This window comes from Ancylobacter mangrovi, assembly GCF_024752335.1.
GTDB lineage: Bacteria > Pseudomonadota > Alphaproteobacteria > Rhizobiales > Xanthobacteraceae > Ancylobacter > Ancylobacter mangrovi.
Window position 1 is genome coordinate 584217 of the sequence record NZ_JANTHY010000001.1, and the last position, 13911, is coordinate 598127.

13 protein-coding genes and 1 tRNA gene are annotated in these 13911 nt (G+C 66.3%); 8 read left to right on the top strand and 6 right to left on the bottom strand.

Annotated elements, in window-relative coordinates:
• Positions 1–36: 36 nt before the first annotated feature.
• Positions 37–417 carry a gamma-butyrobetaine hydroxylase family protein gene (locus NVS83_RS02725; RefSeq protein ID WP_258737952.1) on the top strand — a complete coding sequence of 127 codons (381 nt, stop codon included), beginning with the start codon at positions 37–39 and terminating at the stop codon, positions 415–417.
• Between the two features lie 160 nt (positions 418–577).
• Here the strand turns inward: NVS83_RS02725 and NVS83_RS02730 are convergent, their stop codons facing one another.
• Positions 578–1171: a L,D-transpeptidase gene (locus NVS83_RS02730; protein ID WP_258737953.1), complete on the bottom strand. Its 594-nt coding sequence runs from the start codon at positions 1169–1171 to the stop codon at positions 578–580.
• Positions 1172–1656: 485 nt separating this feature from the next.
• Here NVS83_RS02730 and NVS83_RS02735 point away from each other — a divergent pair, with 485 nt between their 5' ends.
• Positions 1657–2874, top strand: coding sequence for an acyltransferase family protein (locus NVS83_RS02735; RefSeq protein WP_258737954.1), 1218 nt, complete (start codon positions 1657–1659; stop codon positions 2872–2874).
• Positions 2875–3042: 168 nt separating this feature from the next.
• Positions 3043–4017, top strand: coding sequence for a class I SAM-dependent methyltransferase (locus tag NVS83_RS02740; protein WP_258737955.1), 975 nt, complete (start codon positions 3043–3045; stop codon positions 4015–4017).
• Positions 4018–4485: 468 nt separating this feature from the next.
• On the opposite strand, the gene NVS83_RS02745 is transcribed toward NVS83_RS02740, so the two are convergent.
• Positions 4486–4560 (bottom strand) — tRNA-Val (locus tag NVS83_RS02745).
• Between the two features lie 88 nt (positions 4561–4648).
• Positions 4649–5353 (bottom strand): HAD-IA family hydrolase, encoded by a 705-nt coding sequence (locus NVS83_RS02750; protein WP_258737956.1) that lies wholly within the window; start codon positions 5351–5353, stop codon positions 4649–4651.
• A 260-nt stretch (positions 5354–5613) separates the two neighbouring features.
• Between NVS83_RS02750 and NVS83_RS02755 the strand changes: the two genes are divergently transcribed.
• From NVS83_RS02755 to NVS83_RS02765, 3 genes are all read left to right on the top strand, one after another.
• Entirely contained in the window at positions 5614–6102 is a 489-nt protein-coding gene (locus tag NVS83_RS02755; protein ID WP_258737957.1) for a hypothetical protein, read from the top strand.
• 98 nt (positions 6103–6200) lie between these two features.
• A complete protein-coding gene (rpiA, locus tag NVS83_RS02760) occupies positions 6201–6902 on the top strand; it encodes a ribose-5-phosphate isomerase RpiA (protein WP_258737958.1) in 702 nt (233 codons plus the stop codon).
• Between the two features lie 23 nt (positions 6903–6925).
• On the top strand, positions 6926–7501 hold the full coding sequence (locus NVS83_RS02765; protein WP_258730865.1) for a DUF2059 domain-containing protein: 576 nt from the start codon (positions 6926–6928) through the stop codon (positions 7499–7501).
• Positions 7502–7592: 91 nt separating this feature from the next.
• Here NVS83_RS02765 and NVS83_RS02770 read toward each other — a convergent pair whose 3' ends face one another.
• The 3 genes from NVS83_RS02770 to NVS83_RS02780 all read right to left on the bottom strand — a co-directional run bounded on the left by NVS83_RS02770 (position 7593) and on the right by NVS83_RS02780 (position 10665).
• Entirely contained in the window at positions 7593–9104 is a 1512-nt protein-coding gene (locus tag NVS83_RS02770; RefSeq protein WP_258730864.1) for a tripartite tricarboxylate transporter permease, read from the bottom strand.
• 12 nt (positions 9105–9116) lie between these two features.
• Positions 9117–9614: a tripartite tricarboxylate transporter TctB family protein gene (locus NVS83_RS02775; protein WP_258737959.1), complete on the bottom strand. Its 498-nt coding sequence runs from the start codon at positions 9612–9614 to the stop codon at positions 9117–9119.
• Positions 9615–9702: 88 nt separating this feature from the next.
• Complete coding sequence (locus NVS83_RS02780; protein ID WP_258737960.1) at positions 9703–10665, bottom strand: Bug family tripartite tricarboxylate transporter substrate binding protein; 963 nt, start codon at positions 10663–10665, stop codon at positions 9703–9705.
• 228 nt (positions 10666–10893) lie between these two features.
• Here NVS83_RS02780 and gor point away from each other — a divergent pair, with 228 nt between their 5' ends.
• Positions 10894–12300 (top strand): glutathione-disulfide reductase, encoded by a 1407-nt coding sequence (gor, locus tag NVS83_RS02785; RefSeq protein ID WP_258737961.1) that lies wholly within the window; start codon positions 10894–10896, stop codon positions 12298–12300.
• A gap of 173 nt (positions 12301–12473) precedes the next feature.
• A complete protein-coding gene (locus tag NVS83_RS02790; RefSeq protein WP_258737962.1) occupies positions 12474–13859 on the top strand; it encodes a class II 3-deoxy-7-phosphoheptulonate synthase in 1386 nt (461 codons plus the stop codon).
• Positions 13860–13911: the final 52 nt, after the last annotated feature.

A 13911-nucleotide genomic window follows, 5' to 3' on the forward strand; every position in this document is an offset into this window, starting at 1 on the left:
CTATGTGGGGACGATGTGCAAAGGGGAAAGACCGCCGTGACCGATGCCTGGCCGACCGAGATCAAGGTTCACAAGGACCACAGCGCGCTGACCATCGCCTTCGAGGACGGCTCGAGCTTCACCCTGCCGGCCGAATATCTGCGCGTGGAGAGCCCCTCGGCCGAGGTGCAGGGCCATTCCGCGGCCGACCGGCAGCTCGTGGCCGGCAAGCGCGAGGTGCGCATCGCCGAGGTGATCCCGGTCGGCAATTACGCGGTGCGGCTCGTCTTCGACGACGGCCATTCGACCGGCATCTACACCTGGGACACGTTCCACGAGCTCGGCCGCGAGCAGGAGGCGCGCTGGACGCGCTACCAGCAGGAACTCGCCTCCCGCAACCTCTCGCGCGACACGCCTGGGACGGTGCGCCGGCACTGAGCCCGCGCGAGTCGAGGGCAGGACGGCCCCGCCGCCGGGAACCCGCACCGGGCGCCGGCGTCAAAGGCACCACTGTCAGAGGCGTCGGAGCCGAGGGCATCGGCCGGCAAGGAGGGCCGACGGCGAGGGGCGTGCCAGTGCCGGCACGCCGCCCAGTCTCCTACCTCAGCACGACCACCTTGGTGCCGACCCGCACGCGGTCGTAGAGGTCGATGACGTCGTCATTGGTCATGCGGATGCAGCCGGACGAGACGGCCTGGCCGATCGACTCCGGCTCGTTGGAGCCGTGGATGCGGTAGAGCGTGTTGCCGAGATAGAGCGCGCGCGCCCCGAGCGGATTATCGATGCCGCCGGGCATGTAGCGCGGCAGGTCCGGCCGGCGCCTCAGCATCTGCGGCGGCGGGGTCCAGCCCGGCCACTCGGCCTTGCGGCTGATGGTGTTCACGCCCGCCCAGCGAAAGCCGTCGCGCCCGACGCCGATGCCGTATTTCAGGGCCATGCCGTTGTCCTGCACGAGATAGAGCCGGCGCTCGCCGGTGTTCACGATCACCGTGCCGGGCCCGTATTTGCCGTCATAGCGCACGAGCTGGCGGCGGATGGAGGAGGCACCGCCGGGCCCGTTGCCGAAATCATACGGCTTGGCAAACAGTCCGAAGAAGAACCCCTCCTCGGCGCTGGCCGGCGAAGTGCCCGCCCAGGTTGCGCCGGCAAGCAGAGCGGCGACGGCGAGGGCGGCAAGTCGATTCAGTCGCATCGTAAGCCCCTACGAAATCCAGTTCCCTGTTGCGCGGCCGGAACGACCGGCCGGCCCCGTGCAACGCCGAGGACTTTAGTCTTTCCGGCGCGTAAAGGGCAAACAACGGCCCGGTGATGACGTTACGGCGCCGTTTCGGCGATGCCTATGGCGACGCGGCCACAGGGGGAGGGGAACTGGCCCCGCAGGCGGGCGCCAAGTTTTCGGGCCGTTACGGTTTCAAGCGTCGGCTCGGGAGAGCACTCCCTTCACACGGGAGGGGTCGCAGGTTCGACCCCGAAATGCGGCCCCGCTCTTCCCACGCCACGTAACGTCCTGATTGATTCCGTCAAAAATTCCGCCCGGCGCAGTCGTTCGTATACGTTTCAACGGCCTGATGTAAGAAATCGATGCTTTCGCGGTTCCATGTGCAGAGCAGGCGGTTGGTGAATGACCCGAAATCATATTTGAGGACTAGAGAAGAATTGGTCTGGACCGGACACCCCATGTGTGATGAAAGCAAAATGGGGGCTAGGGGGTTGTCGACGATGCGCTTGGATGGGCTCACATCAAAAAGATTTTTAGTTGGGGAAAAGACCGATAAGCTCGCGCCGCTTACGGGCTTGCGTTTTTTTGCAAGCGCGGCGATTGTTTATTTTCATATTCAGGGAAGCTACGGCACTGAGCGGATTTCATTTCCGCTGGCAAATGGCGTGATGCTGTTCTTTGTGCTGTCTGGATTTATTATAACCTATGTATATCCAGAACTTCCGGATCAAAAAGTAGTCATCCGATATCTCACGGCGCGATTCGCGCGTATATGGCCGTTGCACCTGACCTGCTTTTTTCTAACAATTATCCTTTATATCGGGTGGCAAGGCTCGCCAGAACAGACAAAAAATGCCGTCATCAACGTTCTATTGCTTCACGCATGGGTTCCGTTTCTCAGTGTGATATTTTCATTCAATAGCGTGAGCTGGACGATATCGGTTGAAGCCTTCTTCTACGTGATGTTTCCATTGCTGATCGCCAATTTCGGCCGCACGTGGATCTGGAAGCTGTCATTCGCCTTCGGGCTCGGGCTGATGATGTGCGCGATTACGGCCTATGCTGGCGTTCCTATCTCGGGTGGGCCGAACCAAGTGATCGGCACGACGCTTCTGAGCGTCAATCCGCTGGCGAGGTTGTTCGAATTCATCTCCGGCATGTGCTGCTGCCTTGCCTGGCGCCGCTACGGCCACCTGATGCCGCGATCCTTCGCGGCGGCCTCGGTGATCGAGGTGGCTTTGATCGCTTTCATGCTGTGGTACGGGCTGAATGTCAGCGCGGTGTCCTGGGCGATCGGACAGGCCACCTTTCCGCCATTCGGGTGGTGGCTGAATTTCGGCCCGGCGCTTCTGCCCTGTGCGGTGGCGCTGATCTTCGTTTTGGCATCCGGGCATGGCGTCGTGGGCTGGGTGCTTGGGACGCGTCCGCTGGTGTTTCTGGGAGAGATTTCATTCGCGACCTACATGGTCCACCAGATCGTCCAGAACAGCTTCACGTATCACTTCAGCGCGCTGCAGGGGATGCCGTCCTGGCTGGCGCTTCCGACCTACTTGCTGACGACTTTCATCGCATCGACGGTGCTGTTCCTGGTGGTCGAACGACCGGCGCGCAACTGGATCACCGGCCGCAGCCGGCTTCGGCGTCCGATCGGACAAGAGGCGATGGCCGCCCCTTAAGAGGATGGCAGAGGAATTGCTCGTCCTCGCGGCATTGCTGATCCGCTCGCCTCGATTGAGTTCAGTTTCGCCCCGGTCTCCTCCGGGAAGATGGGTTTCTTTTTGTTTTTGATCCACTTTGGGTTGGATGATATCTCAATTTAAATAAACGCATAAAGGAAATGCCCTATGGACAACGCCTCGGCTCCGGTTCGTGTTCTCGAAAAATGTAGCGATACAAATTTTTTCGAGCATGGCTATATCCAGATGAATCCTGACATTAAGAGTTATGTCGAAAATGGCGGTGATGCCGAGGGCCATTTTCGCCAGTATGGTGTGAATGAAGTAAGATTTCAATTTACCCGAGAATTTTCTGAGTACATGGAAAGTGACGCACTTTCGCATAAATATGATAGATACAAGAAATTATTGGGTCTTGGAGATGCAGGTCACGTATATTTGCGAAATGAATTATCATTCCCGGTGTCCGTGTCTGAAGATCACTACAAACTGAGTGATTATCTTGCGGAAAGCGCAAATGACAGCTTTCCGCCGTTTCTAAAAGATATTGAAGATAATCCTGATGGGATTTTCATGGACCTCGGGTGCGGTCTCCGCAAGGAGGTCTATCCTAACTGCATATATGTCGAGGTTTATCCGTCTACGACTGCAGATATTGTCGTTGGTACCGAATGTCGGTACCCGTTTCCTGACAATACGTTCGATGCCATCGGCTGCTTCTCCGTACTGGAGCACACCAAAAACCCCTGGTCGGTCGCGCGCGAAATCCATAGGATGCTGAAGCCCGGTGGCCGATGCTACATCGACTGGCCATTCCTCGCTCCGGTGCATGGGTACCCGTCGCACTACTTCAATGCGACGCGAGAAGGCTTGAAGCTCGCGTTCGGCGACGGCTTCGAGATCGACGATTGCCGGAGCTGGCATAGCCAAGGTCCTGACTATTCGATCAACTGGATTCTGAACAGCCTCGTAAAACAACTTCCGCCTGAAGAGCGGGACTTCGTTTCCGGCCTCTCGATTGGCGAACTGATGTCGGCGCAGCCCCAGGGGAATCTGTGGAAACGGATTCTGGGCTCCCTCCCTGAGAGCGTGATCGAAGAGCTAGCCGCAGGGAACTCGCTGATAGCGACGAAGACCCTTTAGGCTGAGCCACGGATCGCTCGCTACGCTTAACCTCGGCTCCAATTTGAGGGACAGGCCTCCACTCCTCCGTATTGACCGCTGCTGGGGCCGCAATCGACCGCTCGAGGAGATACTCACGTGCTCGCCGTCGCAAGCGCGTGAGCATCTCCGCTTGGGGCATAGATCGTGGCGGAGAGCGTTGTGGTCAGGCTCCACCTTGTCCGCAAGCATCTCCTGATCAAGCTGAGCCGTCCGTCGATAACCTTCGCCTTGACGCCCCGCCCACAGATCGAAACTCTCTTTCGGCGGGCCACCTACCACCGGCGGATGATTACGCACGATGCGGTCACTCGAGGTCCTGGGTCACATCACCGAACCGACCAAGCTCGACGGCGCCGACGCGGCGGACGTCGGATTGTCGCTTGCGGAAGTATGGCGTGACGCGCAGTCGCCCTGGCCGCGCGAGGTGACGCGATCGTGGGGGCGGAATGGTGGGCGATGCAGGGATTGAACCTGCGACCCCTCCCGTGTGAAGGGAGTGCTCTCCCGCTGAGCTAATCGCCCGCCCGGGCCCGAACGCGTCGGGCCGTCCGTCTTGCGGCGGCAGGATTTAGTGTGCCGGCCTTGCCGGTGTCAAGCGCGCTGCGCGCGATCAGCCGCCGGCGAGCAGCCGATCCACCGTTTCCGCCAGCATGTCGTAGTGTCGGATCAGCGCGTCGCCGCCCAGTTCCTCGGCCGGCGTCTCGGTGTAGCCGAAGGGAACCACGATCACCGGCACGCGGGCGTTCTTGGCGGTCAGCACGTCGGTCATGCTGTCGCCGACCATGACGGCGCGGCGCACGTCGCCCCCCGCGCGCTCCACCGTGCCGATGAGATGGCCGGCGTCGGGCTTGTAGACCGGGAAGGTGTCGGCGCCGGCGATCACCTTGAAGCGGCTCGACAGGTCGAGCCGGTCGAGCAGCAGGCGCGAGAGGTGCTCCAGCTTGTTGGTGCACACCGCGAGCACGTGGCCGCGCGCCTCCAGCTCGTCGAGCGCGGCGATGAGGCCGGGGAAGGGGCGCGAGGAATCGGCGATGTGATCAGCGTAGTGCTCGAGGAAGCGCGCATAGAGCCCTTCGAACGCATCCGGCTCGACCGAGATGCCGGCGGCGTCGAGCCCGCGGCGTACCAGCGCCTTGGCGCCGGCGCCGATCATCCGGCGCGTCTCCTCGCGCGGCAGCGGCGGGGCGCCGGCAACCTCGAGGATGATATCGAGCGTGTCGAGCAGGTCCGGCGCGGTGTCGACCAGCGTGCCGTCGAGGTCGAAGGCGATGACGGCGGGACGGGAGGAGAGGGTGGAGGCGGAAGTTGAGGTCATGGCGGTATCCGGGATCGAGGAACGAAAAAAGGTGGACGCCCGGGCCGCGAAACGGGCTTATGTCCTATGGCCTACAATCCTGCCGCTTTTGCTGTCCAGCGTGCCGCGTCCATCGGGCGCATGCGTGGGGCGGAAGCCGATGGTAATCGAGGCGATGCTTTCGGGAGTGCATCTTAATGACGTCGACGACCCGACCCCATTTTCATGGCGCCGGATACGGCCTTTGCGCGGCATTGGCGATCGGCCTCGCCGTGGCGGCGATGACAGCCGCTGCGCCGTCCGCCTACGCGCAGGCTCCCGCAGGCGGCAACGAATCGCCCTCCACCGCCACTTCGCCGGCCGAGCCCGCCCCGTCGACCGGGCAGGGCGCGCCCGATCCCGCCCCGTCCGCCGCGGCGGAAGCGGGGCCGGGGATGGAGCCGGGGCCCTATGTGTTTGGCTCGCCGCCCTCGGCGCAGGCCAACCGCCTCTATTCGGTGAACGTGCGCACCGGCGAGGTCAGCGCCTGCCAGTTCGAGCGGCCCGAGGGCAGCGTCATCGGCGTCACCAAGTGCTTCCCGCGTGACAGCAGCGCCGGACCGTCCGAAACCGGCACCTACGACCTGATCTCCACCCGCTATTCGGGCGAGACCGGCATCTTCCGGGTCAATGCCGAAACCGGGCAGATGAGCGTGTGCTACGTGCGCGACATGCCGAAGGAAGGCGGGGGCACCGAGCCCTCGGTAGTGTGCACCAAGGCCTCGCACTGACGCCTCCGGCCCGCGCCCGCGTCGCCGCCGGCTTGCCGCGGCGGCGTTTCGGCGCTAGCACCGGCTAGAACCGTTCGACCGAGAGCTTCCAGATCGCCATGTCCGACGCCGAGACGCTGAAACGCCAGGCCGCCGCCCGCGCGCTGGAGCATGTGCGCTCCGGCATGAAGCTCGGGCTTGGCACCGGCTCCACCGCCAAGCACTTCGTCGAGCTGCTCGCCGAGCGCGTGGCGCAGGGGCTGGAAGTGGTGGGCGTGCCGACCTCGGAGGCGACGCGCGCGCAGGCCGAGAGCCTCGACGTGCCGCTCGGCACGCTGGACGAATATCCCGCGCTCGACCTCGTCGTGGACGGCGCGGACGAGGTCGGGCCGGACCTCACCCTGATCAAGGGCGGCGGCGGGGCGCTGCTGCGCGAGAAGATCGTCGCCTCGGCGGCCGCTCAGATGATCGTGATCGCCGACGCCTCGAAGAAGGTGCCGACGCTCGGTACCTTTCCGCTGCCGATCGAGGTGGTGGATTTCGGCGTCGCCGCCATCCGCCGCGGGATCGAGAAGGCGGCGCGCCGCGCCGGCTGCCAGGGCCTTCTGACCTTGCGGCGGCGGCCGGACGGCCATGTTTTCGTCACGGATCAGGGACACCTCATCCTCGACGCCGCGTTCGGCGTCATCCCCGATCCGGCCGCGCTGGCCGCGTGTCTGGCCGATGTGCCGGGCGTCGTGGAGCACGGCCTCTTCATCAATCTGGCGAGCCGCGTCATCCTCGCGGGCGCCGACGGCGTGACGGTCCTCGACCGCGCGTGACAGATTCGTCAGGGAGATATTTCATGCCGGTTGCCTTTGCAGGACGTTGCGGCGCGCGGTGGCTGGCCGGTCCCGGCCTCGCCGCCTTGGTCATCTTGGCGACGCCGGCGGCGGCGCAGCAGCCCGCGCCGTTCAAGATGGGGCAGGCCGAGGCCCCGGCGGCGGCTCCCGCGCCCGAGCCGAGCGCCGAACAGCTCAAGCTCGCCAACGAGCTGCTGGTCGCCAATGGCGAGGCCTCGAGCTTCGATTCGCTCATTCCCGGCGTCATCGAGCAGGCCGCCGGCAGCTTCGTGCAGGCCAATCCGGACCTGATCCGGGACCTGCGCGAGGTCGCCCAGCAGCTCGTGCCGCAATATGAGAACCGCCGCGCCGAGATCATTCAGATCCTCGCCCGCACCTATGCGGCGCAGTTCTCGGTCGACGAGCTGAACCAGCTCCTGACCTTCTACCGCTCGCCGGTCGGCCACAAGCTGGTGGCCAAGCGCCAGCAGATCCTCGACGACGGCCTGCGCAACATCCAGGCCTGGAGCGTCAAGCTCTCGCAGGAAGTCGAGGGCCGGGTGCGCGCGGAGATGAAGAAGCGCGGCTTCACCATCTGACGATGATCCCCGGCGCGGGTTCCCGCTCTGAAAATGCAAACGCCCGGCGCGAGCCGGGCGTTTTGTTTTGGCGGGGGCAGCCTTGGCGGGATCAGTCCTCGTCGGCGCCGACCGGGGCGCGATGGCCGGTGATGAGATAGAAGATCAGCGGCCCGAACAAAGCGAGCGCGGACAGCGCGTAGAGCGTCAGCGCGATCGGGCTCTGGAACAGCACGATCGGGTCGCCGACGCTGATGGCCAGCGCCCGGCGGAGCTGCTGCTCGGACAGCGGGCCGAGGATGAGCCCGACCACGACCGGCGCGATCGGGTAGTCGTAGCGCCTGAGCACATAGCCGAGCAGGCCGAAGATCAGCAGCATGCCGAGCTCGACCAGCGAGGGATTCGCCCCCAGCGTGCCGAGCGTGGCGAACACCAGGATGCCGCCATAGAGCCAGGGGCGCGGAATGGCGAGCAGGCGCACCCACAGCCCCACCAGCGGCAGGTTGAGGACGAGCAGCATGCCGTTGGCGATGAACAGCGAGGCGATCAGGCCCCAGACAAGGTCCGGGTTGGAGGTGAACAGCAGCGGGCCGGGATTGAGGCCGTATTGCTGGAAGCCGGCGAGCATGATCGCGGCCGTCGCCGAGGTCGGCAGGCCCAGCGTGAGGAGCGGCACCAGCACGCCGGCCGCCGCAGCGTTGTTGGCCGCCTCCGGCCCGGCGACGCCCTCGATGGCGCCGTTGCCGAACTCGTCCGGCTTGCGGCACAGGCGCTTCTCCAGCGCGTAGGAGAGGAAGGTCGGGATCTCCGCCCCTCCCGCCGGCATGGCGCCGATCGGGAAGCCGAGCGCGGTGCCGCGCAGCCACGGCCACCAGGAGCGCCGCCAGTCCTCCCGGTTCATGAACACCGAGCCCTTCACCGGCTCGATCACCTCCTCGGCGCGAAGGCCGGCGGCGGCGACCGACAGCGTCTCGCCGATGGCGAACAGCGCCACTGCGAGCGTCGTCACCTCGACGCCGTCGAGCAGGTCCGGGATGCCGAAGGACAGCCGCGCCTGCCCGCTCTGCAGGTCGATGCCGACCAGGCCGAGGGCGAGGCCGATGAACAGGCTGGTGAGCCCGCGCGTCACCGAGGAGCCGAAGGCGGCCGAGACGGTGGTGAAGGCGAGGATCATCAGCGCGAAATAGTCCTCCGGCCCGAAGGAGATGGCGACGTCGACCACGGTGGGCGCCACCAGCGCGAGGCCGATGGTGGCGATGGTGCCGGCGACGAAGGAGCCGATGGCCGAGGTCGCCAGCGCCGGCCCGCCGCGCCCGGCGCGGGCCATCTTGTTGCCCTCCAGCGCGGTGACGATCGAAGCGCTCTCGCCGGGCGTGTTGAGCAGGATCGAGGCGGTCGAGCCGCCATACATGCCGCCATAGTAGATGCCGGCGAACATGATGAGCGAGCCGGCCGGGTCGAGCTTGAAGGTGATCGGCAGCAGCAGCGCGACGGTGAGCGCCGGGCCGATGCCCGGTAACACGCCGACCGCGGTGCCGAGCATGACGCCGGCGAAGGCGAAGAGCAGGTTCATCGGCTGCAGGGCGACGACGACGCCGTGGCCGAGGGCGGCAAAGGTTTCCATGGCAGCCGGCCCTCAGAACAGCCGTTCGATCGGCCCGGCGGGCAGCGAGAGCTGCAGGCCCTTGGCGAAGATCAGGTAGATGACGAGGCACATGGCCGTGCCGGCGAGGAAATGCGCCCAGACCGGGCCGCGGCCGAAGCCCTTCGCGGTGGCCGCGAACAGCCAGCCGGTGGCGATGGAGAAGCCGAGGAAGGGCAGCAGGATGATCTGCCCGATCAGGCCGCCCAGCACCCAGGCCATGGGCACCGGCTCGTCGCGCAGGCGCTCCAGCGCACCCTCGCGGATGGCCTCGACCGCCGTCGCCACCGCCAGCAGGGCGAGGCCGCCGGCGATGATGGTCGGGAAGGCGGCGGGGCCGATGGCCGAATAGACGTTGATCTGGGAGAGGCGCCAGGCGTCCCAGCCGACCACGAGCGCCAGCAGGGCGAGGCCGAAGGCGATGGCGAAGCCGGCCTTGTCGGCGCCCCTGCGCGCGGACCTGTCAGGGGAAGGGGTGTTGGGATCGCTCATCGCGCATCTCCGGGCAGCAGCCGAGGCGATCTCCCCCGCGGCCGGTCCGGCGCGGGGGAGGAGGCGTGCGTTCAGGCGGGAAGTCGGCTCACTGGGCGAGGCCAATATCCTTCAGGATCGTCTTGGTCGCCGTGATGTCCTTGGCGAGCTGCTCCTCGAAGTCGGCGCCGGCGAGATAGGTGTTGGCCCAGCCCTTCTGCGCCAGCATGTCCTTCCAGCCCTGCGAGTTGACCATCTTGGCGATGGTGTCGTTGAGCGCCTTCTTCTGCTCGGGCGAGATGCCCGGCGCGGCGGCGACCATGCGCCAGTTCTGGATCTCGACGTCGACGCCGCTCTCCTTGAAGGTCGGCACGTCCTTGGCCTCGGGCAGGCGCTCGGCGCTGGAGACGCCGAGCAGGCGCAGCTTGCCGGCCTTGGCCTGGGCGTCGAACTCGGACAGGCTGGAAATGCCCACCGTGACCTTGCCGCCGAGGATCGAGGCCAGCGATTCGCCGCCGCCCGAGAAGGCGATGTAGTTCACCTTGGTCGGGTCGACGCCGATCGCCTTGGCGATCAGGCCGGCGGTGATGTGGTCGGTGCCGCCCGCCGAGCCGCCGGCCCAGGAGACCTTCTGCGGGTTGGCCTTGAGCGCCGCGACGAGGTCTTCCATCGACTTCAGCGGCGAATCCGCCGGCACCGCGATGGCCTCGTACTCGCCGGTGAGGCGGGCGATCGGCGTCACCTGGTCGAGCGTGACCGGCGACTTGTTGGTGATGATGGCGCCCACCATGACGTAGCCGCCGACGATCAGCGCGCTCGGGTCGCCCTTGTCGGCGTTGACGAACTGGGCGAGGCCGATGGTGCCGCCGGCGCCGGGCACGTTCATGACCTGGACGTTGGACACGATCTTCTCGCCCTGCAGCACCTGCTGCATGGCGCGCGCGGTCTGGTCCCAGCCGCCGCCGGGAGCGGCCGGCGCCATGATCTTGAGCTCGTCGACCTGGGCCGAGGCGGCGCCGAACGGAAGGGCGAGCGCCGCCGCAAGCAGCGCTCCGCGGACGATATGCTTCATCGTTTCCTCCAAGGGATGTTCGCGGTGCGATGAACGCTACGACACCGCGCTTTATTACTTCACGCAGTTCGGGAAGCTAGAGCGCGGCACAGGCGGTGTCGAGTTCCACGGAAGGCTAAGAGAAACGCTCGGCAGCCATGCATCGGCTTGACGCGGGCGCCGCGCGGGGCGACATGCCCCCTACCCAGCCGCAACGCCGGCGGGGAGCCGAGGATGGAGAACCGGGCCATGCAGAAGTTCGACGTCGATCTGTTCGTCATCGGGGCCGGCTCGGGCGGCGTGCGCGCGGCCCGCATCGCCGCCGGCCACGGGGCGAAGGTGAAGGTCGCCGAGGAATTCCGCGTCGGCGGAACCTGCGTGATCCGCGGCTGCGTGCCCAAGAAGCTGTTCGTCTATGCCGCGCGCTTCGCCCACGAATTCGCCGACGCAGCCGGCTTCGGCTGGACGGTGGAGGGTACGCGCTTCGACTGGCCGACGCTGATCGCCAACAAGGACAAGGAGATCGCCCGGCTCGAGGGTGCCTACGGCACCAATCTCGACCGCTCCGGCGTCGAGGTGGTGCGCCAGCGCGCGGTGGTCGAGGAGCCCAACGTCGTGCGGCTCGCCGACGGCACGCGGGTGAGCGCGCGCATCATCCTGATCGCCACCGGCGGCCATCCCAATCTCGGCCTCGACATGCCCGGGCGCGAGCTCGCCATCACCTCCAACGAGATCTTCAACCTCGCGCGCCTGCCGGAGGCGATCGTGATCCAGGGCGCCGGCTACATCGCGCTCGAATTCGCCTCGCTGCTCGCCGGGCTCGGCGCCAAGGTGACGGTGGTGCATCGCGGCGACAAGCTGCTGCGCGGCTTCGACGAGGAGATACGCACCCGGCTCGCCGAGGAACTGGCGCAGCGGGGCATCGACTTCGCCTTCGGCGCCTCGATCGACGGCATCTACGCCGAGGGCGGGCGCAAGCGCGTGCGCATCAATGACGGGCGCGACCTGTTCGCCGACGAGGTGATGCTCGCCATCGGCCGCACGCCCAACACGACCGGGCTCGGCCTCGACAAGGTCGGCGTCCACCTCACCGAGAACGGTGCCATCACGGTGGACGATACCGGGCGCACAAACGTGCCCTCGATCTACGCCGTGGGCGACGTGACCGACCGCGTGAACCTGACGCCGGTGGCGATCCGCGAGGGCCACGCCTTCGCCGATTCCGTGTTCGGCGGCAGCCCGTGGTCGGTGAACTACGACGTCATTCCGACCGCCGTGTTCACCGAGCCGGAGATCGGCACGGTCGGGCTCACCGAGGAGCAGGCGCGCGCGCAGGGGCGCCGGCTCGACATCTACAAGACCGATTTCCGCCCGCTCAAGGCGACGCTGTCGGGCAGCCAGTCGCGCACCTTCATGAAGCTGATCGTCGACCAGAAGGACGACCGGGTAATCGGCATGCACCTCATCGGCGAGGCGGCGGGCGAGATGACCCAGCTCGCCGCGGTCGCGATGAATGTCGGCGCCACCAAGGCCGATTTCGACCGCACCATGGCGCTGCATCCTTCCTCGGCCGAGGAACTGGTGACGCTGCGCGGCCGGCACAGCTCCAGCGACCCGATCCCCGAGGCCTCGGCCGAGGCGACGCCGGCGATCTGAGCACCCCAGGCGCCGGGCGGACGGCGCGCCGCGCGAGATGCGAAAGCGCGCGTGCGCCGGTGCAATGCAGCCGCGCGCCGCATGGCTGGCTTTCGCGCGAGGCTTGGGTGTATAAGGCCGGCCTTTCCCGCGCGGGAGGAGCCGCGCGGCCGTGCCGTGATCAGGAGGCGAAAATGTCTGAACGCTGGACGCCGGATAGCTGGAGGGCGTTGCCCATTCAGCAGGTCCCGGACTATCCGGACACCGAGGCTTTGGCTTCGGTGGAGCGTCAGCTCGCCTCGTTTCCGCCGCTGGTTTTTGCAGGTGAGGCCCGCCGCCTGAAGCGCGAGCTCGCGAAGGTCGCCAACGGGCAGGCCTTCCTCCTCCAGGGCGGCGACTGCGCCGAGAGCTTCCACGAGCATTCGGCCGACAACATCCGCGATTTCTTCCGTGTCTTCCTGCAGATGGCGGTGGTGCTGACTTATGCCGGCGCCTCGCCGGTGGTGAAGGTCGGGCGCATCGCCGGACAGTTCGCCAAGCCGCGCTCGGCGCCGACCGAGACCGTGAACGGGGTCGAGCTGCCGTCCTACCGGGGCGACATCGTCAACGACATCGCCTTCACGCCGGAAGGGCGCATTCCCGATCCGCGCCGCCAGCTCGAGGCCTATCGCCAGTCGGCGGCGACGCTCAACCTGCTGCGCGCCTTCGCCACCGGCGGCTATGCCAACCTTGCCAACGCGCATCAGTGGATGCTCGGCTTCGTCAAGGACAGCCCGCAGTCGAGCAAGTACCAGGCGCTCGCCGATCGCATCACCGAGGCGCTGGACTTCATGCGCGCCATCGGCGTCGATCCGGAGAGCCACCCGGAGATGCGCGCCACCGATTTCTTCACCAGCCACGAGGCGCTGCTTCTCGGCTATGAGGAGGCGATGACGCGCGTGGATTCGACCACGGGCGACTGGTACTCGACCTCGGGCCACATGATCTGGATCGGCGACCGCACGCGCCAGATCGACCACGCCCATGTCGAGTACTGCCGCGGCGTGAAGAACCCGCTCGGCCTGAAGTGCGGCCCGTCGCTGAAGCCGGACGACCTGATCCGCCTCATCGACACGCTGAACCCGGACGACGAGGCCGGCCGGCTGACGCTGATCGCCCGCTTCGGGGCCGACAAGGTGGGCGACCACCTGCCGGCGCTGGTGCGCGCGGTGAAGCGCGAGGGCCGCACCGTGGTGTGGTCGTGCGATCCCATGCACGGCAACACCATCAAGTCCCCCTCCGGCTTCAAGACCCGCCCCTTCGACCACATTCTGGGCGAGGTGAAGGACTTCTTCGCCGTCCACGCGGCGGAGGGCACCTATGCTGGCGGCGTGCATCTGGAGATGACCGGCCGCAACGTCACCGAATGCACCGGCGGCGCGCGGGCGATCTCGGATGCGGACCTGAAGGACCGCTACCACACCTATTGCGATCCGCGCCTCAATGCCGAGCAGGCGATCGAGATGGCGTTCCTGGTCGCCGAGCTCCTGAAGCAGGAGCACGCCGGCCGCGAGCGGCCGGTGATCGCGGCGGCGGAGTGAGACTTTCCCGTCGGGCCGGTGACGGCCTGACGGGAACCGGATGCGGGCACAG

Coding starts and splice junctions, on each gene's coding strand:
- NVS83_RS02730 (WP_258737953.1), bottom strand. CDS start 1,171: ATGCGACTGAATCGACTTGCCGCCCTCGCCGTCGCCGCTCTGCTTGCC.
- NVS83_RS02735 (WP_258737954.1), top strand. CDS start 1,657: ATGTGTGATGAAAGCAAAATGGGGGCTAGGGGGTTGTCGACGATGCGC.
- NVS83_RS02740 (WP_258737955.1), top strand. CDS start 3,043: ATGGACAACGCCTCGGCTCCGGTTCGTGTTCTCGAAAAATGTAGCGAT.
- NVS83_RS02750 (WP_258737956.1), bottom strand. CDS start 5,353: ATGACCTCAACTTCCGCCTCCACCCTCTCCTCCCGTCCCGCCGTCATC.
- NVS83_RS02755 (WP_258737957.1), top strand. CDS start 5,614: ATGACAGCCGCTGCGCCGTCCGCCTACGCGCAGGCTCCCGCAGGCGGC.
- rpiA (WP_258737958.1), top strand. CDS start 6,201: ATGTCCGACGCCGAGACGCTGAAACGCCAGGCCGCCGCCCGCGCGCTG.
- NVS83_RS02765 (WP_258730865.1), top strand. CDS start 6,926: ATGCCGGTTGCCTTTGCAGGACGTTGCGGCGCGCGGTGGCTGGCCGGT.
- NVS83_RS02770 (WP_258730864.1), bottom strand. CDS start 9,104: ATGGAAACCTTTGCCGCCCTCGGCCACGGCGTCGTCGTCGCCCTGCAG.
- NVS83_RS02775 (WP_258737959.1), bottom strand. CDS start 9,614: ATGAGCGATCCCAACACCCCTTCCCCTGACAGGTCCGCGCGCAGGGGC.
- NVS83_RS02780 (WP_258737960.1), bottom strand. CDS start 10,665: ATGAAGCATATCGTCCGCGGAGCGCTGCTTGCGGCGGCGCTCGCCCTT.
- gor (WP_258737961.1), top strand. CDS start 10,894: ATGCAGAAGTTCGACGTCGATCTGTTCGTCATCGGGGCCGGCTCGGGC.
- NVS83_RS02790 (WP_258737962.1), top strand. CDS start 12,474: ATGTCTGAACGCTGGACGCCGGATAGCTGGAGGGCGTTGCCCATTCAG.